This window comes from Clostridium disporicum, assembly GCF_001405015.1.
GTDB lineage: Bacteria > Bacillota > Clostridia > Clostridiales > Clostridiaceae > Clostridium > Clostridium disporicum_B.
Genome location: NZ_CYZX01000001.1, coordinates 228,341 through 253,314, shown reverse-complemented (window position 1 = coordinate 253,314; position 24,974 = coordinate 228,341). Strand labels below are relative to the sequence as shown.

Genomic DNA, 24,974 nt, shown 5'->3' with positions numbered 1-24,974 from the left:
CCTTTCCCATAATGGACACATCCTTTCTTAACTAAATATTATTTTACTTAGTTCGATTTAATGTGTCCACTACTTTATACTAACACCAAGTAAACTTACATTATGGAGATAAATATAATGATATGACGTACAATAATATACTTGTATCTACTTGTGCAAAAGAAGGAATATTAGCTTTTACAGGTGATGGAGTAAATCAAGATGTAATGAAAGCTGCTACTACTGCAATAAAAAATGTAGGTGGATTTGGTATACCAACAGTAAAGCCATGGAATATTGACACTATTGAAGAAAAAATGAATTTAGTAAAAGAGTCTGGGGCTATTGCTGTAGCTATGGATATTGATGCAGCGGGACTTCCTTTTTTAAAGAATATGAATCCACCAGCAGGAGCAAAATCTGTTAATGAACTCAAAGAGATCATTAATTTTGCAGGAATCCCATTTATAGTAAAGGGGGTAATGACAGTAAGAGGAGCATTAAAAGCAAAAGAAGCAGGAGCTGCTGCAATAGTTGTATCTAATCATGGGGGAAGAGTATTAGATCAATGTCCAGCAACAGCAGAGGTATTAGCTGAAATAGTTGCTGCAGTTGGAGATTCCATGAAAGTTTTTGTGGATGGTGGAATACGTTCAGGAGTAGATGTTTTTAAAGCTTTAGCTCTAGGTGCTGATGGAGTGCTTATTTGTAGAACCTTTGTTACTGCTCTTTATGGTGGTGAAGAAGAGGGGATTAAAACATATATAAATAAATTAGCATCTGAGTTAGAAGATACAATGGCTATGTGTGGAGCATATTCAATTAAAGATATTACTAGAGAAATGATTAAAATATAATAAAAAATATTTTAATGAAGTAAGGCGAACAAATTAAAAGTTCGCCTTTTTTAATATCAACTTTAAATAATTACTTAAGTTTATTTTTAGTAATTACTATTGGTTTAATAATAGTTAAGTATAATATCTAAAAGCTATGAGAATTTTATATTTTTACATATAAATAAAATAGTTTTATGATAATAAAACTAGCAATAATAGCATAGTATTTTATAGAAGAAACATCGTAGTAACATATAGTTCGAGTATAACAAAAGAGTAAAAAGAGGGCTTATAAGAAAATAAAATAGAGTTAATAGGAGGTAGTATGGATTTAATTTGTTCAATTGGCCCTACTGTAAGAAATATAGAAGACATAAAAAAATTTGTACAAGCTGGTATGACAATGCCACGTTTTAATTTTTCACATATTGATTATGATAAGTTTAAAACATTAATTAATGAAATACATATAGAATTCCCAAATATGAAAATATTACAAGACTTACAAGGGAACAAGTTAAGAATTTCAAAGTTTTTTGTCGGAGAGTATAGAGTAAATATAAATGATAGAGTGATATTTTGTCTAGAAAAAGATTATAAGGACTTATACGAAAAGAATAGATATAAAAATATTAAGATAATTCCAATAATATATTATGGTTCACTGACTGATTTTATAAATGTTAAAGAATTGTATATGAAAGATGCTACAATGAGGTTTAAAATTATAAAAAAAGGAAGTTTATATATACAAGCTATAACGATAAAAGGTGGCATATTAAGAGCAGAGAAAGGTATAAACGCACCAGGGTTGATTAGAGACAAGTTATCTTTGACTAGTAAAGATAAGCAAGATATAGAGATTGGTATTCAAAATAATATAGATTTTATATGTCTATCTTATGTTACTAAAGCCGATGATATAATAGAATTAAAACAATATGTAAAAGCATTAGTTAAACATTATAAAAGTAAATCTCCTAAAGTATGGGCAAAGATTGAATGTAGAGAAGGAATAGATAATTTTGAAGAAATTTTAAAGGTAAGTGATGGAATAATGTTAGGGCGAGGAGATTTAAAAGCAGAAATTCCAATAGAAGATACTCCTTATGTAGAAGAGAAAATTATAACAAGAATGAAGAAAAGTAAGAAAAAACTAATTGTAGCTACATATATTTTGGAATCAATGAGACGACAAGATACACCTACTATTTCAGAGGTAAATGATATATATAAATTTATTAAAAATAATGTAGATGGTTTAATGCTATCTACTGAAGTAGCTGTTACAAGAGAACCTGTAATGGTAATAAGATGTTTAAATAATTTATATAGCAAATATTGCAAGTAAAAATCCAAAAATATTTATTTAGTCAGATAAACAAATTATATCTATCTGGCTTTTTATTTATAAATTATAAACTTAACTGGATACTATTAACTTAAATAAGTGATATAATTAAAATACAGTAATTAAATTATATTAGTTTATGGAGGAAAAGTATGAAAAAAGTTATAGATGCAAAAGGAAAAGCTTGTCCTATGCCTGTAATTATGGCAAAAAAAGAAATAGATTTAGGAACAAAATTCTTCGCGATTGAAGTCGATAATAATATAGCAGTAGAGAATTTGAAAAAGTTAGCTAATAGTCAAGGATTTGAAATAACAATAGAAGAAACTGAAGGTATATATTTAGTACATTTTTCTAATGGTTGTGAAGAGTGTCAAGAAGTATTAAATAAAATACAAGGTAAAAAACCACTAGGTGATTGGTGTATATTTGTTGGAAAAGACATAATTGGAGCTGGATCAGAAGAGCTTGGAAAGTCATTAATGAAAATGTTCTTTTATACACTATCTGAAGATGAAGATTTACCAAAAGCAGTACTATTTATGAATGATGGTGTAAAAGTTCCAACACTAAACGAACAAGCTATTGAGCATTTAGAAGTTTTAGCTCAAAAAGGTGTTAATGTATTAGTTTGTGGAGCATGTTTAAATTATTATAATCTTGAAAATGAACTTAAAGTAGGAACTGTAAGTAATATGTATGATATTGTTGGAGTTATGAAATCAATATCAAAAGTCATTACATTATAAAAGAATAAGTATATAGTACATTTACACAAATAGAATATTATTTAACTTTATAAAGTTAAGAGTAAAAGTGAAAAGTTAAAGATGAAACCTTTAAATTTATAATGATTTAAATTTAGTTTTACTAACTTTCTTCTTAAACTTTTAACTATAAACTCTTAACTTATAATCAAATAAGGTGTTTCTACTTTATTTGATTATAATTGAATAATCTTGTTTATCTATTACTTGGCCTATGATTCGCGTATAAGGAGTATATATTTCCATACGAGATAGGTATTCTTTAGCATCTTTTTCAGGCATTGAAAGTAGAAGCCCTCCAGAGGTTTGAGGATCTAAAAGAACATCCTGCATTTCTTGAGTTACTCCATTAGTAATTCTAAATATATCTTTTAAGTATTCTAAATTATTATACATTCCTTCTGGAAGAATACCCATTTTAGCATATTCTAAAGCATCTGGTATAATAGGAATATTATTACTAAAAAGTTCTATTGTTTTATTACTACCACCAGCCATCTCGTATCCATGACCAATTAAGCTAAATCCAGTTATGTCAGTACAAGCATGAACTGTTAGTCCCTTAAATGATTCTTTTGCATATTTATTTAAAGTAGTCATAATATTTGTGACTTCTTTTATTTTATCTTGAGTTAATAATTCTGCTTTATTTGCTGTATTTAAAATACCAACTCCAATAGGTTTAGTTAATACCAATACATCTCCTGTTTTAGCATTACTATTGGTAAGGATATCTTTTGGATGAGCAAATCCACTAACACATAGACCATATTTAGGAGTTGGATCAGCTATTGTATGACCACCTGCAACAACTGCACCAGCTTCTTTAATCTTGCTATATCCTCCCTGAAGTATATCATGCATAATTGATGGGTTTAAACATGACGGAAAACAAAGTAAATTCATGGCTAAGGCAGGATCTCCTCCCATAGCATATACATCACTTAAGGCGTTAGTTGCGGCTACTTGACCAAATGTATAAGGATCGTCAACCATTGGAGGAAAGAAGTCAACAGTTTGAATCACTACTTTATCATCAGAAACTTTATAAACACAAGCATCATCTTTTTTATCAAAGCCAACCAATAGATTAGGATCTTCAAACTGAGGAAGATTTTTCAAAACGGAATCTAACACAGCAGGTCCTATTTTAGCTGCACAACCGGATGTTTTCGTTAATGTAGTTAATTTTATGTTATTAGACATTTTTAGTCCTCCTAATTATTTAATAAAATTATACAATTATATAAGTAAATTGAATTTAGCGATATAACTACATTATATTACCATAACCCAAATATATCTAGGTTAAATTAAATTGTAATAATATGGAGAATTAAGTTGTTTACATATATATTGAAATAAGTGTAAAATTAAATATGGTATTATTTATAATAAGGAATAAATATTAGAATAGAGGATGAATACAGTGGTAACAACAAATGATTTCAAAAATATAGTTTTAAAAAATATATCCTTAATAGATGTAAGAGCACCGATTGAATTTGAAAAAGGAGCCTTTCAAACTTCTGTTAATTTACCGATTTTAACAAATGAAGAACGTCATATTATTGGAATTTGTTATAAAGAAAAAGGAAATGATGAAGCAACAAAATTAGGTTATGAAATTGTATCAGGAAAAACTAGAGAAAATAGGATTAGTGGATGGATAGATTTTATAGATAAAAATCCTGATTCTATGATTTATTGTTTTAGAGGTGGATCACGTTCAACAATAGCACAAAAATGGATAAGTGAGATAGGAAAAAGAGAGATAGTTAAATTAGAAGGTGGATACAAATCTTTTCGTAATTTTTTAATAAACTCATTAGAACCTAATAGTATAAAGGCAAAACCTTTAATACTTACGGGATATACTGGTTCAGGAAAGACAATCTTATTAAATAATTTAAAAAACTCTATAGATCTTGAAGGTATAGCTAATCATAGAGGATCAACATTTGGACATCATGTAACAATTCAGCCAACACAGATAAATTTTGAAAACAATTTAGCTTACGAAATTATTAAGCATAGTAACAAAGAGTATAAATATATAATATTAGAAGATGAAAGTAAAAATATAGGTAAAAGTTTTATACCTAATAATCTTTATAGATTATTTCATAGTTCAGATGTTATATTTTTAGAATCATCTATAGAAGAAAGAGTAGAAAATATTCTTGATGATTATGTAATTAATGGACAGAAAGAGTTTATAGCTGCTTATAACGATAATGAATTGGGAGTACAACTTTGGTATGATGACATGTTAAAAAGCATGGAAAGAGTAAAGTCTAAACTAGGTGGAGATAGATTGAAAATTATTATAGATGAGTTTAATAAGGCTTATAGTATTCAAAAAGCTACTGGAAGTTATGATTATAATAGAGTATGGATAGAGCTTTTCTTAAATAATTATTATGATCCTATGTATAAACATTCTATTGAAAAAGATGATAGAAATATTATATTTAGAGGAGATAAAAAAGCAGTATTACAATATATAAAGAGTTTAGAGAAATAATCAGTTAAATATATAATAATTCCGTAATTTTACATTTATTTCATTCATATAATTAGAGTAAAAGAAATGTAAAAGGGGAGTTTTTTTATGAGTGAAAATAAAATTATTTGTCCAGAGTGTGGTAAAGAAAATACGGAAGGAAGTATTATATGTTCAGGATGTAAGAAAGTATTGCAAAACGATTTAGCACAAGCAAGAATTGATAAAGTATATCCAAAGTATAATTTTAAAAACATTAAAACTGGGTTTAGAACACAAGTAAAAAACAGAAAGCCATCAGTTATCGTTGGTGCTATATTGTGTATATCTATAATCGGTACAGTTATTTATACTACTGGAAGAAGTACTGACGAAAGTGCAAGTAGTTTATCAGCTGATTTATCTGCTATGATATTAGAAAATGATAATGCAGAAGAAACTATGAGTAATCAAGGATTTTTCTATAATGATAGAGCGAATAAAATTAAAGCAGATACTGACTTTAAAGAAGAAATGAATAGTATAATAGAGGATACTAATTCTTCTCAAGAAGTTATAGATAATGCAACTAATTTATTAAATGAAAAAGTTAAAATTCAAGAACAAGAGACAGCTGTTGAATCAGAAATAATTAATAATGGATATGAAGATGCATTATGTATGATTGATAAAAATATTGTTAGAGTTTACGTAAAAACAAATGATGTGTTTACTGAAGAAAATGCAACATCAATTCAAAATATAGTTGAAGGTATTACTGGATTAAGTGATATACAAATAGAATCAAAAAATTAGAACATATTTAACACTAGGTTAGTAGTGTTAATAAATAATTAATAAAATATTAGTACCTAAAAGAAGGCTATTAGATATAATATATCTAATGGTCTTTTTTTATTAATTATTAAAGGCTTAAAGAGTAGAAATCAAATTTGAGAGGTACATATATGAAGATTTTTGGATGTAATGATATTATCTCTGCAACACGAAATAATAATCTTAAATTAGTAGAAGAATTAATAAAGAGCTGCAATATAGATTATAAAGATAGAAATCATAAATCAGCTATATTCTATGCTGTAGACAACTGTAACATTGAGATTTTAGACTTGCTTATAGATAATGGAGCAAACTTATATATTAGGGATGACAGAGGTTTAACTATTTTTCATTATATTATTTTGAATGAAAATAATATTCTTATTGATTATTTTATAAATAAGAAAAAGATTATCTTTAATATTGAAAAAGTTAAAGAGGAAGTCAAAGATATAAAAGTTAAGGATGATAGAGTTTTCTTAAATATAATAAAGAAAATATTTTGATACAAATAATCAAAAAAACTACATTATTCAGATTAACTATAATTTATGCAAGAGTAATTTCATATAGTTATAGTAGTAAAATCAATTTGTTTAAAAGCGAAAGTTGTATTGTAATATGTAGAAAGGCTGATTAAGATTAATGGAAAATATAATTATAGTAGACCATAAAGAAGCAAGGATAGGAAGAATAAGAGAAATTATAAAATATTCTGAAATCAAGGTTGAAACAATTATAGAATGTAATAGCGAAGAGGATGCATATGAAAAAATTAAAAACAATAATATTAACCTATTAATAATATGCTTAACTAAAAATCACAGCGATGGTATTATATTATTAAAAAAAATTAACAAAATTAGATTAAAACCAAAAGTAATAATAATAAGTGATTTAGATACCCCTTCTGGTATTATTGAATTATTACGCTGTGGTATAAAAGAGTATTTATACGGTAATTTCCAAGATAGTGAATTAATTACAACTATAAAAAAATTAGAAGAAGAGTATAAAGAAGAAAAAGAAGAAGTTACTGAAAAGGTATTTTTACTTTATTCACAAATTAAGCACTTGTTAGTTCAAAATAAACTAGATGAAAATGTGGCTAAAAGTCTTAATAGTATTTTAAGCAAATATATTACAAACATATGTTATAAAATAATCTGTACAAATTATAAAATGAAAAGCAATATAAATAATAATTGCTTTTATTTCCATAATATAAATACACATAATGTAATTATAATAGAATCAGATAAAGCAGAGAGATTTATAAATGAGAATTTAAATGGATTTGGTTTTGGAATAAGTAATAGCTATACAGATATCAAATGTCTTATGAATGCATTAAATGAAGCAATAGAATTAAGAAAAGAAAACTTTTTTTTGCAATTAAATAAAAAAGTTAACATTAAAGAGGAAAGAATAATAGATGAATTTGAAATAGAAAGATTTATAAATCTTATTGGTACTAATCGATTAGAAGTAAGCACTAGCTATTTAAAAAGAATAGTTATATTAGTTAAAAGGTCAGAAATTAGTAAGGATTCATTTTTAGACCTGATTAATAAAATATACAGTAGAATATATGAGACATATAAAGGAATTATTGAAGAAGAGAAAATTAAATTAGAACTTTTAGAAAATGCTTTTAATTATACTAATATAGATATATATTGCGAGGAAATATATTTATTAATGATATTAATAAATAAGAAACTATTAAATAAATATGATTTTTATAAAAATAGAATTAAAATTGAAGAAGCTGTTAGATATATAAATAAAAACTTTAAAGATAATATTAATATGACTTTTATATCTAATTATGTATCTATGAATTATACAATTTTTTCTATAGATTTCAAAGAATATACAGGTAAGAATTTTGTTAATTATTTGAAAGAAGTGAGGCTTAAAGAAGCTAAAAGGCTGCTGGATGAAACAGATATGAAGATAAATGAAATTAGTGAGGCTGTAGGTTATGATAATGATAAACATTTTATGAAGACATTTAAAGGAGTATTTAGTGTTACACCAACAGAATATCGTAAAAATATTAAGTCTGGAAGAGATAATAGAATAGTCTAAAAAGATTTTAGTAAAAAAATAACACCAAAAGTAAAAAAAAATACACTTATTTTGTAAAGGATAACATCTATAATTATTTATATAGAGGTTATCCTTTTTAGTAATAAATAAGTAGGGGGAAATAATGAAAAAGAAGTTGTTAGCAGGATTAGTAGCTAGCATGATGGCAGTATCATTTTTAGTTGGATGTGGTTCTGATACTAAAGAAAATACTACAGATGATACTACTCAAAAAACAGAAGAAAGTGAAAAGTCAGAAGAAACTCCAAAACAAGAAGAAAGTGATGTTGCAAACTCAACACCTAGAAATGAGACACTTTATTTCAATGGACAACAATGGGGAACTATAAATAACTGGAACCCTATGAGTTCTAACTCAAATAATGCTATGGCAATACAACAAGTTGACTCTGCTAGAGTATTAATTTATGAAACACTATTCTTATATAATATGCTTGATGGATCACTACAACCTTTACTTGGAGAATCATATGAATGGAATAGTGATCAAAGTCAACTAATAATTAAACTTAATCCAGATGCTAAATGGAGCGATAGCACACAGGTAACTGCTGAAGATATAGTTTATACATTTGACACTCATGTAAAGTATGGTTCAACTACAGGTAATGACTATTCTGCTTACATTGAAAAAGTAGAAGCAAAAGATGATACAACAGTTGTATTTTACTCAAAACTAGATGATGCTGGTGTACCAATTAATCCATTAAAAGTAATAGAATATATTCCTAAAGTATATGTTATGCAAAAAACATATTTACAAACAGTAGAAGCTAGAAATAATAATGAAGCTGATAAAGTTAAAGAAGATGTGATGGATGATATAGTTGCTTCTGGTCCATACAAACCTTATTATGATGATGATCAAAAAGTTGTATTTATAAGAGATGATAACTATTGGGGTACAAGTCTATGGGGCAGTTTACCAACACCTAAATATATAGCTCATACAATATTTGCTGATAATGCAGCTGGAGATGTTGCATTTGCTAATGGTGAAGTAGACGTATCTCAACAATTTATATCTGAAGTATGGAAGATGTGGGAAAGTGGAAAACCTATATCTACTTATATAGATGATGCACCTTATTATGTTTGTGCTACAATGCCAACAGCGTTCTTTAATATTGAAAGAACAGGATTAGATAGAGTGGAAGTTCGTAAAGCTATTGCTATGGCTGTAGATTATGACCAAATAATATCAACAGCTATGTCTGGATATTCCCCAACATTTAAAGATGCACCTAGAAGTTTAATGAATCCAACAAAGGCTGAACAAGAATTGGTAGATCAAGCTGCATTAAGTGATTTACAATTTACAGGTAAAGATATTGAAGGTGCTAATAAACTACTTGATGAAGCTGGTATAGTTGATACAGATGGAGATGGAATTCGTGAAATAAATGGTGAAAATCTATCATATAAAGCAGAGTGTCCAGAAGGATGGTCAGATTGGAATGCATCACTAGAAATAGTTGCAGCTGCAGGTAAGAAAATAGGAATTAATATTGAAACATATTTCCCAGATGCAAATACATTCTATGATGACATGACAACAGGTAAATTTGATATTTGTATGTGGAGTCCTCCAGGAGCATCAATTGCTAATCCATGGACTCGTTCAATGGCATTGCTTTCAAGCACATACAATGAATTAGAAGTAAACTGGAGTGGTAATTTTGGTGGATTCACTAGTGAAAAGGCAGATGAAATCCTTGCTAAAATACCAACTGAACAAGATCAATCTAAGTTAAAAGAATATTATACTGAATTAAGCAAAATATATCTTGAAGAAGTTCCTTCATTCTCATTAATGTATAGACCACAAGTATTCCATACAGTAAATGAGAGTGTATGGACAGGGTTCCCAGAACAAAATGATGGAAATAATATTCCACCGCTAGATTGTACAGATGGTTATGGAGTTGCAGCATTATATCACCTTAAAAATGTTGAATAATTAAATTGAAATAGTCAATTAAATATTAAAATGACCATGTTTAAAGACTAATTAATCATGGTCGTTTTTATAAAATAATTTATAGTAAGTTCAACGTGGAGGTGATAATGTGAAAGGATATAAAAAGTATTATACAAATAAAATAGCATGGTATGTTGCAACATTTATTATTGCTGTTATTTTAAACTTTGTATTACCGAGATTGATGCCTGGTGATCCTGTATCTGCAATTGCAGCAAGATCTGTTGCAGGTATGACAGATTCTACAGCTATTCAAAAAGTATATGAAGAGTATGCTGAAAAATTTAGTATAAATGAACCTATGACAACTCAATTTTTTAGCTTTATTAAAAATGCTGTAAAAGGTGATTTTGGTGTTTCATTTAGTCAATATCCTAGAACTGTCTCAGATATAATAAAATCTTCTGTATGGTGGACTGTTTGTCTTCAACTTCCTGCCATATTAGTAGGTTGGATATTAGGAAACTTATTAGGAGCTGTGGCTGCATATAGAAAAGGAATATTTGATAAAGGAATTTTACCTATATTTTTATTTTTTAGTAATGTTCCAGCCTTTGGAATGGCTATAATACTTCTATTTGTCTTTGCTGTAAACTTAGGATGGTTTCCTACTAGTGGAGGTTATGGATATGAATTAATACCAAATGCTAGCTTTACATTTTTTAAATCAATTATATATCATTACCAATTACCATTTTGGTCTATTGTGTTAATAACAGTAGGTGGCCAAGCTATAGGGATGCGCTCAATGTCAATTTATGAGCTTAATGCTGATTATGTGAAATACAGTAGATTCTTAGGGATAAAAGATAGAAAAATTACTAAATATGTATTTAGAAATGCAATGTTGCCACAAATAACAGGGCTAGCTATGTCTATAGGTACTATGATAGGTGGAGCTTTAGTAGCAGAGATAATCTTTAGTTATCCTGGACTAGGAACCACAATTTTGAATGCTATAAAGGGTCGTGATTATCCGTTAATTTCTGCATGTACTTTAATTATTACAATAATGGTTTTGTTAGCAAATCTATTAGTAGAAATTTTATATGGTGTAATTGATCCTCGTATAAAAGCATCACAACAAGACTAAAGGAGGCGGCAGAAGATGATAAGTCAATTAAAACAAGTTTTTCATGATAAAAAATTCTTATTAGGATTTATTATATTTATCACTATTCTATTTGTGACTATAGTATATCCAATACTTGTTTCCTATGATCCTTTAGAAATGGTAGGTGGGCTATTTTATAAACCTGGTAATTATGTATCTATCACTGATGTAGTAGAATCAAAAAGTTATAAACTAAACATAGATACTAAAGCAGGTAGATTAGAAAGTAAACTTTCTTTAGAAGATAGAGCTGAAATGGCCACATGGCTTGAAAAGTTTGGAGGTGTTTCTATAAGTGAAATAAATGTGACAAATGCAGAAGAACTAGTTAAGTTATGGAATAAGTATTATTATTCTAATAATTCCCAAGAAGGTCTAATTTCTGCTAAGAAAAAGTACTATGTAAGATTAGATAATAAAATTGATGGAATTTTAGAGGAAAGTGAAATAGTCATTTCAACTGTTGATGAAGAGAATGGTGAATTAGTAGAAGGGACTAAAGTAAACTCCAAAGATTTTGTTAATGTGAAAGATATATCTAATCAAAGAACTTTCGTATTAGGTACAGATAATTTTGGTCGTGATGTATTAACTGAATTAGTATATGCTACAAGAACTTCATTAAAAATAGGATTAATAGCAGGATTAATTGCAACTTTGATAGGTTTAATGTTAGGTTTATTATCTGGATATGTTGGAGGATTATTAGATGATATTATAATGTTTATTACAAATTTATTTACAGTAATTCCGTCTTTTGTAATATTGATTCTTATATCATATAGTGTTGGTCAAAGTGCAAGAGGTATAACTATGGTTGCTAGTATAATAGGCTTAACTTCTTGGACATGGACAACTAGGTCTGTTCGCTCACAGGTTATTTCCCTTAGAAATAGGGATCATGTCAATTTATCTAAATTGTCAGGACATAGCCTATTTAGAATAATACTAACAGATATATTGCCTTATGTAGCCTCATATGTAATAATGGCTCTAATTTTACAGATATCATCAGGTATTCTAGCTGAAGCTCAATTATCTATGCTAGGATTAGGACCTGCAACTACAAAAGTTACAACTTTAGGTTTAATGATGAACTGGGCTATGCAATATAAAGCACCATTATCTAATGCATGGTGGGCATTCTTGCCAGTTATTTTTTCAATTGCACTAATTACATTTTCTCTAAATTTGATGAATACAGGATTAGATAAAGTATTTAATCCACAGCTTAGAGAGTAGGGGGAATTGGTTATGGGAAAAGTATTATTAGAAGTAGATAATTTAAAAACTAAATATATTACAAGGTTTGGTGAAGATGTATATGCAGTAGATGGAGTTTCATTAAAGATTGAAGAAGGAAAGTCACTTGGTATAGCTGGCGAATCTGGCTGCGGAAAATCTACTTTAGCATTAAGCTTAATGGGATATTATTTTGCACCTCTTCATTATCAAAGTGGAAGTATAAAGGTAGATGGTAAAGATATTTCAATTATGAAACCAGATGATGTACGAAAGAAAATTTTAGGGAATGAAATAGCTTATATACCTCAATCTGCTATGAATGCACTAAACCCTACTCAAAAGATAATAAGATTTATTGAAGATGTAATTCGAGCGCATGATCCTAAAGCTAAAAAAAATGATATTTATGATTTAGCTAGGAAACGTTTTGAAATATTAGGATTACCAGAAAGTGTCCTTCAAAAACATGCAGTAGAGCTATCAGGAGGAATGAAACAAAGAACTGTAATAGCAATTTCTACGATTCTATCACCAAAGGTATTAATAGCAGATGAACCTTCATCTGCTTTAGATGTTACATCACAAAAGATGGTAATAAAAATGTTAAAAGATTTGATGCATAAAGGTTTTATAAAATCAATGATATTTATAACTCATGAATTACCTCTACTATATAATGTAACTGATGATATTATGGTAATGTATTCAGGTCAAATTGTAGAGTATGGTAAAGCAAAAGAAATGGTATTTGACCCTATGCATCCATATTCAAAAGGTCTTATGGGATCTATAATAGTACCTGAAGAGGGTACAAAAAATAATAAATTAGTTGCTATCCCAGGTACACCTCCTAACTTAAAAAATCCACCTCTAGGTTGTAGATTTGCTGAGCGTTGCAAATTTTCAAAACCTGAATGTATGGTTCATAGTATAGATGAGAAATACATAGAAAATGGACGTATGTATAAATGCTATATGAATGAATCTGAATTAAGGGAGGTTTATAGTAATGAGTGATACAACATCACTATGCTTAAGTGGTAACGGCATAACAAAAATATTTGGGATAGGAGATAGTAAAACTATTGCTGTAGATCATGTAGACTTTGAATTTCACGAAGGTGAAATAATTTCTATAGTTGGAGAGAGCGGCTCAGGTAAAACTACATTTGCTAAAATGCTTTTAGGATTAATAAGCATAACAGAAGGTGAAATACTATTTCAAGGAAAGCCTAGGGATATAAAGACTCATAAAAAGAAAAAAGAATATTGGAGGGGAATACAAGCAATATTTCAAGATCCTTTTTCATCATTCAATGTTTTTAATAAGATAGATTCAGTTTTATTAGATTGTATAAATATGAGAGGTGGAAGAAAACTTTCTAAAGAAAAAAAGATTAAAATGATGACAGAGGCTTGTAGTTTTGTAAACCTTAAATTTGTAGAACTTACTAATAAATATCCATTTGAGCTTTCAGGAGGACAGATGCAACGTCTAATGATTGCTAGAATATTCTTATTGAAACCTAAAATATTACTTGCAGATGAACCAACTTCAATGATAGATGCATGTTCAAGAGCTACAATTTTAGATATGCTTTTAAAATTAAGAGAAGAGACTAATATGACAATTATCTTTATTACTCATGACATTGGACTAGCTTATTATGTTTCAGATAAAGTTTATATAATGGAACATGGTAAATTTGTAGAATATGGATCAGCAGAAGATGTTATTTTACGACCGAAAGCAGAGTATACTAGACGATTAATTAGTGATGTTCCTAAAATTTATGAAGAATGGGACTTAAACACTGTATAAAAATGAAAAAAATGCAAGCAAAACTCGTAAGTGAAAAGTAGACTTCGTCGAAGTGAAAACGCTACTATAGTAGCATGGAAATGTTAACTTAAATTTAAGTTAAAGTGAAAGAACTACTGTGGTAGCAGAAAAAGTAGCAATACAGACATACTTTATCTAATTCACTTAGTAATCCTTTCCCTGTCACAGTAGTGACGTTTTTCACTCAGCTTTAGCTGAATTTTACCCTTTGACGAAGTTAAACTTTTCATATAAGTGTCTCACAATTTATTTCAGCTATCTAGATATCTGAAAATTCTATATTACATTTTTCTATTGTATTCATACAGTTTGAATTGAAGTTATCAATAATTGGTTCATTTTCAATAACCTTTATAGGAAGTGTAAATAAAAACTCAGTACCCTTTTCTTTACTACTAGTGACAGTGATATTTCCACCGTGAAGTTTTACTAAAGATTCGACTATAGATAAACCTATACCACTACCTTCACATTTTCGTGTCATAGTATTATCTACTTGCATAAACCTTTCAAAAATCAGATCTATTTTATCTTCTGAGATACCAACTCCATTATCTTTAACACTTACTAATATGTCATTACTTAGAGTAGTTATTTTCACTTCTATCTTACCATCTTTTCCAACATATTTAACTGCATTCGACAAAAGATTAAGCATTATTCTTTCTACTTTTTCTGAATCACAAGATATAATTTTTTCTTCAACATCTGTATCAAAAATAATTTCTATTCCTTTATCTTCAATATACTGTACAACAGACATAGTTATATCTTCTATAACTGAAATAATATTATGATTTTTAGGATGAATTTCATAATAGCCTGTATCAATTTTTGTCATATCAATTATGTTATTTGCTAGTCTAAGTAACCTATATGAGTTTTGCTTAATAGAATTTAAATAATTGTTTAAGTTAAAGTTATTATGTACCAGTATATTATTACTGTCTATGTTTTTATTTATAATTTGTAGACTAGCCAAAATAATATTTAATGGGGTTTTAAATTCATGAGATATATTAGCGAAAAACTCATTTTTTATATTTTCTAACTGTAGTGCTTCTTCAATTATCTTGTTTTCGCTTTCTAATTTCTTTTCTTCTGTAATGTCTTTTGCAGTACATAAATATATACTATCTTCTTTAAAGGATCTACAATTCCAAGATAACCATCTATATTCACCATTTTTACTAAGCATTCTACATATAATGTTACAACTATCATAATTCTTGGATAGATTGTATTTATAAATATTAAGTATGTTATTAATATCATCAGGGTGAATCAAATCTCTCCAGTGACCTGAGTTTAATTCGTCAACTGTCCATCCTAATACTTTAGTATAGCTATTACTTATTTTTTTATGTTTACCATCTTTAGATATTGTTGCTGTGATATCCACTGCAGTATTTAATAAAAATGATAGCTCCTCTTCAATTTCTAATCTTTTATTAAACTCAGCTTTTAATTTTTCAGTAAGTAAACAATTATTTATTATAGCACCTAATTGTTTAGCAAATGTTGCGGAGAAAGAGTCATTTTTACTTGGAAAATCTACTTTGTTTTTACAACATACATGTAAAATTCCTAAAATATCGTTATTGAATTTTATTGGATAAACACCTATATATTTAAATTTATCTTTATATAAATTCTTTATAAAATCATTATGTTTTTCAATAGGTAACATACAATAGTCATTATAGTTATCTAAAATACTTTGAAAATTATCTTTCTCTATCGGTATATAAGAATCAGCACAATGACTTGAATTAAAATTATTATTACAATAATATGGAACAAGATATTCATTGTAATGAATAAAAAAGTTAAATTCACTACACCCTAAGGTATTAATAATATTCCACTTAATTTTGTTTATTACTGTAAAATCATTAGCGGTATTAGTACCTTGATCAAGCAAACGTTGTAAAATTGTTAATTGATCATAACTTTTATTTAAGCTACTTTCTATGAAGTTCGTAAGAGTTATGTCTTTAGATAAACCGATAATATACGTAACTTCTTTATTATTATCTAAAATTGGATAAACACATCTACTCAAAACTATTTCTTTGCCAGATTTTAAGATATATGTATGATCAAATACTTTAGCTTCTTTTGAATTAATAATTACATTTTCAGTAGCTTGAATCCTTTTAACAGATTTTTTATTAAAGTAATCAACAGGGGATGTTCCTATGTATTCGTTTATATTCGCATTTAAAGCCTTTGCAAAAAGTTTATTCATATAAATATATTTTCCATTTTTATCTTTTATCCATGCCATAAAATTACTATTGTCTAATATACTTTCTAAATGTTCTTTTGTATATGAATGATTTTCTACCTCTGATAAATTTATAAAGATTGCATCAGTAGTATTAAATTTACTATAGCTATAGGTAATATTACATTTTTTATTTATATTATTAGTTGAAATATAAACGATTGACTCTCCATTTTTTCCTTTTAAAATCTTATCTACATCAGATTTGTCTTTTATAAGGTGATCTATTTTTAAACCTCGTAAATTATCTAATGATATCGGTATAAATTTAATAAAAGAATTATTGATAAATAATATCCTACCATTTGTATCAATAATAATAATTTTGTCCTGTAAATTATTTAAAAAATATTTCATAGTTAACCTCTTGTGTTATAATTTATGATTATATTGATATTATACAACCATTTGTTGTAAATTTCATCAAATTATTACAAAATAATATTTGTTTTATTATGAATTTTACTAAAAATTATATAAAATAATTTTATATAGCTTTAAATTATATAGCTTTAAATTTTTAAGGAGTGAAGATATTGAAATTAAATGAAGAACAAAAGCTCTTAGTAAATGAATACGATAAAAACATTTTACTCTTAGCTTCTGCTGGAACAGGCAAAACTGATACCTTATCAAAACGAGTTGCTGGGATTATAGAGAGTGGAAAAGCTAAGGCATCAGAAATATTATGTATTACTTTTACTAATAAAGCCTGTAAAGAAATGAAAGAAAGAGTAGAAGCTATTGTAGGAAGAAATTCAAAAGATATAACTATAAAAACATTTCATAGCTTTTGTTTTGATATAATAAAGGCTAATTGTAAAAGAAAAACAGATGTATTTAGCGATTTCATTATATTTGATGAAGAAGATTGTAAGGAATTAATAAAGAGTTGTAACTATTATAATTATCCAATAAGTAGCTTACAGTTGTTTATTAAAGAAATAAAGTCACTAATATCTAAAAATAATTTATTCATTTCTGATGGTATTGATTATAAAAGTATTATAAATAATTTGTACAAAGAGAATGATGATAAAATTAATCAAATATGTAGTGAGAGAGGAAAAGTTAATATAGAATTAAAAAAGTTTCTTAAAGAAAAAGGAGATATATTAATTCATACCTATAATTCTTTGCTTTATAGTAATCATGGATTAGATTTTGATGATTTGTTATTTAGGACGAAAGAGTTATTTAATGATAAGAATGTAATTAAGTCAATAAGTGAAAGGTATAAATATATCAATATTGATGAGATGCAGGATATAAGCACACTGGAATACTTTATAATAGAAAAGATATTTAAAAAGAATAATGTCTTGATGTGTGGAGATGTTTTTCAGACCATCTATAGTTGGCGTGGTTCTGAGCCAGATATAATAATTAATAATTTTAAAGAAAAATATAAACCAACGGAAATAGTATTTAATAAGAATTATAGAGCAACAAAGGTTTTAACAGAGAGTTCTCTTGAATATTTGAAAAATGCTTTTCCAAGCAAAGTAGAAGAGACATATAAAAAAGGTATTGAAGCAGAATCTACCACCTTTGGTGAAACTATAAAGTTATCAATTAATGATAATCCTAGGAGCGAAGCTAGGTTTATTTTTGATTCTATAAGATCTTTAGAAAAAGATGGAGCTAATATATATAGTACTTGTATCTTAACAAGAGACAATAATTATAATATATCTTTAAGTAATCATTTGAAGTCATTACAATATTTAGGCGTTAACTTTGAGTTTATATTAGTAGATCAATTTAAATTTTTTAGGAGACAGGAAATAAAAGATATAATTGCATTTCTAAAGCTTATATCTAACCCATATGATTCTTTAAGCTTAAAAAGAATAATTTTAAGACTTCCTACTGGTATAGGAGATAAAACCATTGAAGAAATTGAAAGTACTAAATACAAATCTGTAGGTATACTGTTATCAGATTTTATTGATCCTAGTGTTATAGAGTATGGTGAAAAATTTACATTGCTGATCAATGAATTTAGTAATGATAAGGTAATAATATTTGATGTAGAAAGTACTGGAACTGATGTAACTGAAGATGAAATAATTCAAATAGCTGCAATTAAACTTGACTCTAAAGGTAAAGTGATTGATAAATTTGAAAAATTTATTAAAAATACAAAAACAGTAGGTACATCAGAATACGTACATGGTTTTAGTGATGATTTTTTAAGAGAAAATGGTGAAGATAAGAAAAAAGTGTTAATGGAGTTTAATGAGTTTATAAATAACTCTATAATAGTAGGGCATAATGTACAATTTGATATAAATATATTATCAAGTGAGCTTCAAAGATTAAAAATGAATTCTATAAACATAAAAGGCTTCTATGATACCTTAGATATCTATAGAAGATTTTATCCAAATGCTAAAAATCATAAATTAGAAACATTATCAAATTTGCTTAATACTAAGAACAAGCCTAGCCATGATGCTATGGATGATATTTTAGCTACAGGAGAGCTTCTTATATATGCAATTAATAATTATATAATTCCTACATCAATGGAGAGAATGTCTTATATGATAAAGCATTTAAAACCTTTTAATAATATAAGAGAAAAATTAAATATATTATTTGATAAATCAAAAAATATGAGACCTTATGATATAGTAGCAGAAATAATTAATACCTTTAGTATTAAAACATTATATGTTGGTGAAGAAGGTAAAGAAAGAATTGAAAGATTAAGAGATTTTTATGTCCTACTAAAGGATTTAGATGATAAAAGTAAAAATAATAGAGATTCGTTATTAGATATTATCAAAATAACAGGATTATCAAATGGTGAACTTGAATCATTAATAATAAATAGGACCAAAAGACCGAGAATACCAATTATTACAATACATCAGGCAAAAGGTTTGGAGTATGAGAATGTCTTTTTAGCAGGTGCACAGAAAAATACCTTTCCATCATTTAGAGCTTTGAATAGTGATAATTTAGAAGAAGAGAAGAGGTTGTTTTACGTAGCTATAACTAGAGCTAAAAAAAGACTTTTTATCTCTTGTAATACATCAGGTTACTTTGGATATAATGATAAAAGTCAATTTATAAATTATATACCGAATAAGTATTTAAAACAGGTTAAATAAGTATAAGAGAAAATAGAAATATGATATAATGTTTAAAGGCTTTATATAAGCTTATAATCGTTAATAACATTTATGGAGAAAAACTTAATGAAAGAAGAATTTGTAAGAGCTATTGACTTAGCAAAAGAATTAAATTTATACTTAAAAATTGTAACAGCTACTAATACATTTGAAAGCTATAATAGCTTCTTCAACATATATGAACAATATGAAGAGGCCTGCAGAAGAATAGCAGTATTAACACCATATAAAGAATTAGAAGAAATTTATGATGAAGAATCTGGTTCTGAAATAATTAAAAATAGTATTATTGATGGTAATGTGTGGCTTAAAGAGTTTTCATTGCTAATTGATCCAAATACAATAGATATTAAAGAGATTAAGCTTACAAAAGATGAAGCTAATAAAATAAAAGAAGCATTGTTAACTATTAAATAAATATTATTTAAACTAGGAGAAAAAAATGAGAAATATAAGAATGATAATCCAATATGATGGGAGCAGATATAAAGGTTGGCAAAAACAAAATATAAAGGGAAGCAGTGTATCTACAATTCAAGATAAAATAGAAAAAGTATTATCTAAAATGACAGGTGATGATATACAAGTAATTGGTTGTGGAAGAACAGATACTGGTGTTCATGCAGACAATTATGTAGCTAACTTTAAAACTAACAGTACAGCAAGTATAAGTGAGTTTAAATCATACTTAAAAATGTATTTACCTGAAGATATAGTCATTAAGGATATGATGAATTGTAGTGAAAGATTTCATTCAAGATTAAATACAATTTCTAAAACTTATAAATACACTATTGATAATAATGATTTTTGTAATGTATTTATGAAGAAGTACTCTTATCATATTGAAGAAAAACTTGATGTTAACAAAATGATAGAAGCTTCAGAAGTACTTATAGGTACTCATGATTTTAGAAGTTTTACAAGTCTTAAGGCTAAAAATGGGAAATCAACAATAAGGACTATAAACTATATTAATATAAATGAAAAGGATAATATAATTACTATCACTATTAATGGTAATGGATTCTTATTAAATATGGTAAGAATTATTGTAGGTACATTAATTGAAGTGGGTAAAGGTAATTTATCTATTGAAAATATGAGAAGTATCTTAGAAGAAAAAGATAGAAGCAAAGCAGGGGAAAAGGCTCCAGCCAAAGGACTATGTATGTTAAAAGTAGAATATTAATTTGTTATTAGTAGAGGAGAAAATTTAATGCTTATAGGTAAGGACATAAAAGATGAAGAAAAGTATTTATCAAATACTATAAATACAATAAATAGTTTATTAGAGAATTATGGAGTTTCAAGTTCTAATCAAGATAAATCTATTATAGAACACAGAAAATTCCTTTGGGATAATAGAAGTGAATTAGATGAAATTGAAATAAATGAAAATTGTGGGCAGGTTGCCTTAGAGGAAAAATTATATGCAAGCAAAATTTCAAGGATTAAAACATTAGAAAGACAATTAAAGTCACCTTACTTTGCAAGATTAGATTTTAAAGAAGACGGAGAAGAAGCTGAAAGTTTTTATATTGGATTATCTACTGTAGAAAATGAAGAGGATTTTGAATTCTTAGTATTTGATTGGCGTTCTCCTGTATCTAATATGTTTTATGATTTTGAAGTTGGACCAGCGTATTATAAAGCACCAAATAGAACCATAACTGGAGAAATAGAGTTTAGTAGACAGTTTAATATAAAAAATGGAAAAATAGTTTTTATGCATAATTCTAATGAATCTCTTTGCGATGAAAATCTAAGTACTATGCTTAATAGAAATGCAACAGATAAGATGAAAAATATAGTTGCAACAATCCAAAAAGAGCAGAATGATATTATTAGAAATGATGATAGTAAAATATTATTTATTCAAGGAGCTGCTGGATCAGGTAAAACTTCTATAGCACTACACAGAGCAGCTTACTTATTATATAAAAATAGAAAAAGCTTAAAAGCCGATAATATATTAATTTTCAGTCCTAATGAAGTTTTTGCAGAGTATATATCTGATGTATTGCCTGACCTTGGAGAAAGTAATATATTACAGACTACTTTTGAGTTATATTCAAAGAGATTTTTACCAACAAATTATATTTTTGAAAGTAAAAATGAACATCTAGATTATATATATTCAGTAGATAGAAAAAATACTAGCTTTAAAATTAGATCAAAATCTATGGAATACAAAAATACTACAAAATTTATGTCTATTTTAGATAAATATACAAAGGATCTTCCAAATCATTTAATAGAAATAAATCCTATAATTATAGATAATTCTGAAGTTATAAGCAAAGATGTAGTTAAAAAAACATTTTTAACTAGATTTAAGGATATACCATTATTAAATAGAATTGATGTCGTTAAGCAAAGTTTATTTTCTCAACTTGAAACTAAATATTTAGCTTCAGATGATAATTTAGCTTTAGATTATATAGAAGATAAAGAAGAGTTTTATACTTATTGTAAAGAAGAAGTAAATAGACAAGTAGATAAAATGATAAAAACTTTAGATAATGTTGCTATATACAAACTTCTATGGGAAAATATCGAGAAGTACACAAACGATGACTTGAAAGATATTAAAGAATATACAATCGAATATATATTAGATAAAGAAGTAAAATATGAAGATCTAACACCAATTATATATATTAGAGCTGCTATGGAAGGCTTTAGAAATTATAGTAATATGAGGCATATACTTATAGATGAAGCTCAAGATTATAGTCCATTATTTTATCAATTAATAAGAAAGTCTTTTAGTAATGCAAAGATAACTATTATGGGAGATTTAAACCAAAGGATAGATAAATATTCAAATGTAAAAAATAAAGATAGCATTTTAGAAGTTTTTGACGATGTAAAAGTTGCTATTCTTTCTAAGAGCTATAGATCAACTGCTAATATAACAAATTTTGCTAAGGAAATTTTAGATACCCATGAACCGATAGAAGCAGTAGAAAGAATAGGTGAAAATCCTAAAATAATTATTAATGATAGTAATTTAATCATATCTATAAAAAATGCAATACTAGATATGAAAGATAAAGAATGTAGTTCTATAGCAGTGATATGCAAAAATAAAGAAACTACTAAAAATATATTTAATAGTTTAAAAAACTTTAATTTAGATATAAACATTATAGATAATGAAAATTCAGAATTGAAAAATGGTATAAATGTAATTTCATCTTATTTAGCAAAAGGTTTAGAATTTGATGGAGTTATAGTTGCAGATGGTGAAAATTACTTAGATAGAGAAGATAGTAATTTGTTCTATACTGTTTGCACTAGAGCATTACACAAATTAGTTATATTTTCATCTAAATCTATAGAAACAATATTGCCAAAAAATAAATCATTATATGATATTAAATAAAATTATTAATAAGTCTTGGAGTTATACCAAGACTTTTTTGTTTAATTTAAGTTAAGTTATTATATAGTAATATTATATTAATTTATAAAACAAATACCATAATTCCTATGTATAAATAGTGGAACATATTAATATTAATTATATTATACATAAATATAAATTAAATTTATTATGTAAAAATATTAAGGGGGAGAGGTAAATGAATTGTAAAAAAGAGAATATGTATCGATTAGAGGGAAGAGTACCTCTGCAGGATGCAATTCCTCTCGGGATGCAGCATGTACTAGCAATGTATGCTGGTAATTTAGCACCTTTACTTGTTGTTACTGGCGTATTAAATATTAACACTAATGTAAAGGTTATCTTATTGCAAAATGCTATGTTTGTAGCTGGACTTATAACATTAATTCAATTATATCCTATATGGAAAATAGGTTCAGGCTTGCCTGTTGTAATGGGAACAAGCTCAGGATTTATACCAGTAAGTATTAGTGTAGGAACACAATTTGGTTATAGCGCAATTATGGGGGCATCATTATTAGGGGCTATAATGGAATTTTTACTTGGATTTATTATAAAACCTCTTAGAAAAATATTACCTCATGTTGTTACAGGAACAGTTGTTTTAATATTAGGCATATCATTAATTCCGGTAGGAATTCAATTTATAGGTGGAGGTGTAGGATTACAGAGTGATCCGAGTTTTGGTAGTATAGCCAATATTGTAATCGGTTTAATTGTATTTTTAGTTATAATTGCTTTAAAACAATTTGCTAAAGGATTTTGGAGTATTTCATCAATATTAATAGGAGTAATAGTAGGATATATAATTGCTGTAGTTTTCGGTATGGTTGATTTCACAGGTGTAGCTGAAGCAGCATGGTTTTCAATACCAAAGCCAATATTTATGATCGAAGGTTTAAGTTATACTTTCAAAATTGAAGCCATAATACCATATTTACTAGTTTATCTAGCAACTACAGTAGAAACTATCGGTGATAATACAGGTATAGCTGTAGGTGGATTAGGAAGAGATATAACTGATAATGAGTTAGAAGGAGCTGTTCATGCTGATGGTTTTGGTTCAGCTGTAGCAACATTATTTGGTATTATGCCAAATACATCATTTAGTCAAAATGTTGGATTAGTAGCTATGACTAAGATAGTTAACAGATTTGTATTAATGACTGGTGCTATATTTCTAATTCTATGTTCATTTATTCCAAAATTAGGGGCTATAGTTGCTTCAATTCCTAATTGTGTTCTAGGAGGAGCAGTATTATTAATGTTTGCTATGATAAGTATAAGTGGTCTTAATTTATTAATAGAAGAAGGAAAGATATCAGAGAGAAGTGGTCTTATTGTAGCTGCATCTTGTGCAGTAGGTTTAGGATTAAGTAACTGTCCAGAAGTTATGCAACATTTACCATCATGGTTCCAAAGCATGTTTGGACAAGCTATTGTTGGAGGATTTGTAACTGCAACAGTATTGAATTTAATTTTACCTAAAGATATTTTAAATATAGAAAAATAAAAAACTATATATTATTTTTTATGGTTTTTATGATATAATCAATAAATATAAAACATA

18 protein-coding genes and 1 pseudogene are annotated in these 24,974 nt (G+C 27.2%); 17 read left to right on the top strand and 2 right to left on the bottom strand.

Annotation, left to right across the window (positions count from 1 at the left end; genetic code table 11):
- Nucleotides 1–89: 89 nt before the first annotated feature.
- The 3 genes and pseudogenes from ARA56_RS01180 to yedF form a co-directional block, all read left to right on the top strand.
- Nucleotides 90–836, top strand: a pseudogene (locus tag ARA56_RS01180) (alpha-hydroxy-acid oxidizing protein); the annotation flags it as partial.
- A 307-nt stretch (nt 837–1,143) separates the two neighbouring features.
- Nucleotides 1,144–2,169, top strand: a complete 1,026-nt coding sequence (locus tag ARA56_RS01175; protein WP_055263091.1) for a pyruvate kinase — start codon at nt 1,144–1,146, stop codon at nt 2,167–2,169.
- 152 nt (nt 2,170–2,321) lie between these two features.
- A complete protein-coding gene (gene yedF / locus ARA56_RS01170; RefSeq protein ID WP_055263089.1) occupies nt 2,322–2,918 on the top strand; it encodes a sulfurtransferase-like selenium metabolism protein YedF in 597 nt (198 codons plus the stop codon).
- A 186-nt stretch (nt 2,919–3,104) separates the two neighbouring features.
- On the opposite strand, the gene selD is transcribed toward yedF, so the two are convergent.
- Nucleotides 3,105–4,142: a selenide, water dikinase SelD gene (gene selD, locus ARA56_RS01165; protein WP_055263087.1), complete on the bottom strand. Its 1,038-nt coding sequence runs from the start codon at nt 4,140–4,142 to the stop codon at nt 3,105–3,107.
- A gap of 214 nt (nt 4,143–4,356) precedes the next feature.
- On the opposite strand from selD, the gene mnmH reads away from it, so the two are divergent.
- The 9 genes from mnmH to ARA56_RS01120 all read left to right on the top strand — a co-directional run bounded on the left by mnmH (nt 4,357) and on the right by ARA56_RS01120 (nt 14,538).
- On the top strand, nt 4,357–5,463 hold the full coding sequence (gene mnmH / locus ARA56_RS01160) for a tRNA 2-selenouridine(34) synthase MnmH (protein ID WP_055263085.1): 1,107 nt from the start codon (nt 4,357–4,359) through the stop codon (nt 5,461–5,463).
- Nucleotides 5,464–5,550: 87 nt separating this feature from the next.
- Nucleotides 5,551–6,237: a SpoIIIAH-like family protein gene (locus ARA56_RS01155; RefSeq protein ID WP_055263083.1), complete on the top strand. Its 687-nt coding sequence runs from the start codon at nt 5,551–5,553 to the stop codon at nt 6,235–6,237.
- 152 nt (nt 6,238–6,389) lie between these two features.
- On the top strand, nt 6,390–6,767 hold the full coding sequence (locus ARA56_RS01150; RefSeq protein WP_055263081.1) for an ankyrin repeat domain-containing protein: 378 nt from the start codon (nt 6,390–6,392) through the stop codon (nt 6,765–6,767).
- Between the two features lie 139 nt (nt 6,768–6,906).
- Nucleotides 6,907–8,355 (top strand): helix-turn-helix domain-containing protein, encoded by a 1,449-nt coding sequence (locus ARA56_RS01145; RefSeq protein ID WP_055263079.1) that lies wholly within the window; start codon nt 6,907–6,909, stop codon nt 8,353–8,355.
- A 124-nt stretch (nt 8,356–8,479) separates the two neighbouring features.
- Nucleotides 8,480–10,336 (top strand): ABC transporter substrate-binding protein, encoded by a 1,857-nt coding sequence (locus ARA56_RS01140; RefSeq protein ID WP_055263077.1) that lies wholly within the window; start codon nt 8,480–8,482, stop codon nt 10,334–10,336.
- 109 nt (nt 10,337–10,445) lie between these two features.
- Nucleotides 10,446–11,450, top strand: a complete 1,005-nt coding sequence (locus ARA56_RS01135) for an ABC transporter permease (protein ID WP_055263075.1) — start codon at nt 10,446–10,448, stop codon at nt 11,448–11,450.
- Nucleotides 11,451–11,465: 15 nt separating this feature from the next.
- Nucleotides 11,466–12,713 carry an ABC transporter permease gene (locus ARA56_RS01130; protein WP_055263073.1) on the top strand — a complete coding sequence of 416 codons (1,248 nt, stop codon included), beginning with the start codon at nt 11,466–11,468 and terminating at the stop codon, nt 12,711–12,713.
- Nucleotides 12,714–12,725: 12 nt separating this feature from the next.
- On the top strand, nt 12,726–13,733 hold the full coding sequence (locus tag ARA56_RS01125; protein WP_055263071.1) for an ABC transporter ATP-binding protein: 1,008 nt from the start codon (nt 12,726–12,728) through the stop codon (nt 13,731–13,733).
- Entirely contained in the window at nt 13,726–14,538 is an 813-nt protein-coding gene (locus tag ARA56_RS01120) for an ABC transporter ATP-binding protein (RefSeq protein WP_055263070.1), read from the top strand. Before ARA56_RS01125 ends, ARA56_RS01120 begins: the two co-directional genes overlap by 8 nt.
- A gap of 280 nt (nt 14,539–14,818) precedes the next feature.
- On the opposite strand, the gene ARA56_RS01115 is transcribed toward ARA56_RS01120, so the two are convergent.
- Nucleotides 14,819–17,206, bottom strand: coding sequence for a sensor histidine kinase (locus ARA56_RS01115; RefSeq protein WP_055263068.1), 2,388 nt, complete (start codon nt 17,204–17,206; stop codon nt 14,819–14,821).
- A 176-nt stretch (nt 17,207–17,382) separates the two neighbouring features.
- Here ARA56_RS01115 and ARA56_RS01110 point away from each other — a divergent pair, with 176 nt between their 5' ends.
- The 5 genes from ARA56_RS01110 (at nt 17,383) to ARA56_RS01090 (ending at nt 24,917) form a co-directional block, all read left to right on the top strand.
- Complete coding sequence (locus tag ARA56_RS01110) at nt 17,383–19,971, top strand: 3'-5' exonuclease (protein ID WP_055263117.1); 2,589 nt, start codon at nt 17,383–17,385, stop codon at nt 19,969–19,971.
- 87 nt (nt 19,972–20,058) lie between these two features.
- Complete coding sequence (locus ARA56_RS01105; protein WP_055263066.1) at nt 20,059–20,409, top strand: hypothetical protein; 351 nt, start codon at nt 20,059–20,061, stop codon at nt 20,407–20,409.
- A 25-nt stretch (nt 20,410–20,434) separates the two neighbouring features.
- Nucleotides 20,435–21,184, top strand: coding sequence for a tRNA pseudouridine(38-40) synthase TruA (gene truA / locus ARA56_RS01100; protein ID WP_055263064.1), 750 nt, complete (start codon nt 20,435–20,437; stop codon nt 21,182–21,184).
- Nucleotides 21,185–21,211: 27 nt separating this feature from the next.
- Nucleotides 21,212–23,383 (top strand): HelD family protein, encoded by a 2,172-nt coding sequence (locus ARA56_RS01095; protein WP_055263061.1) that lies wholly within the window; start codon nt 21,212–21,214, stop codon nt 23,381–23,383.
- 199 nt (nt 23,384–23,582) lie between these two features.
- Complete coding sequence (locus ARA56_RS01090; RefSeq protein WP_055263059.1) at nt 23,583–24,917, top strand: uracil-xanthine permease family protein; 1,335 nt, start codon at nt 23,583–23,585, stop codon at nt 24,915–24,917.
- The last annotated feature ends 57 nt before the right edge of the window (nt 24,918–24,974 follow it).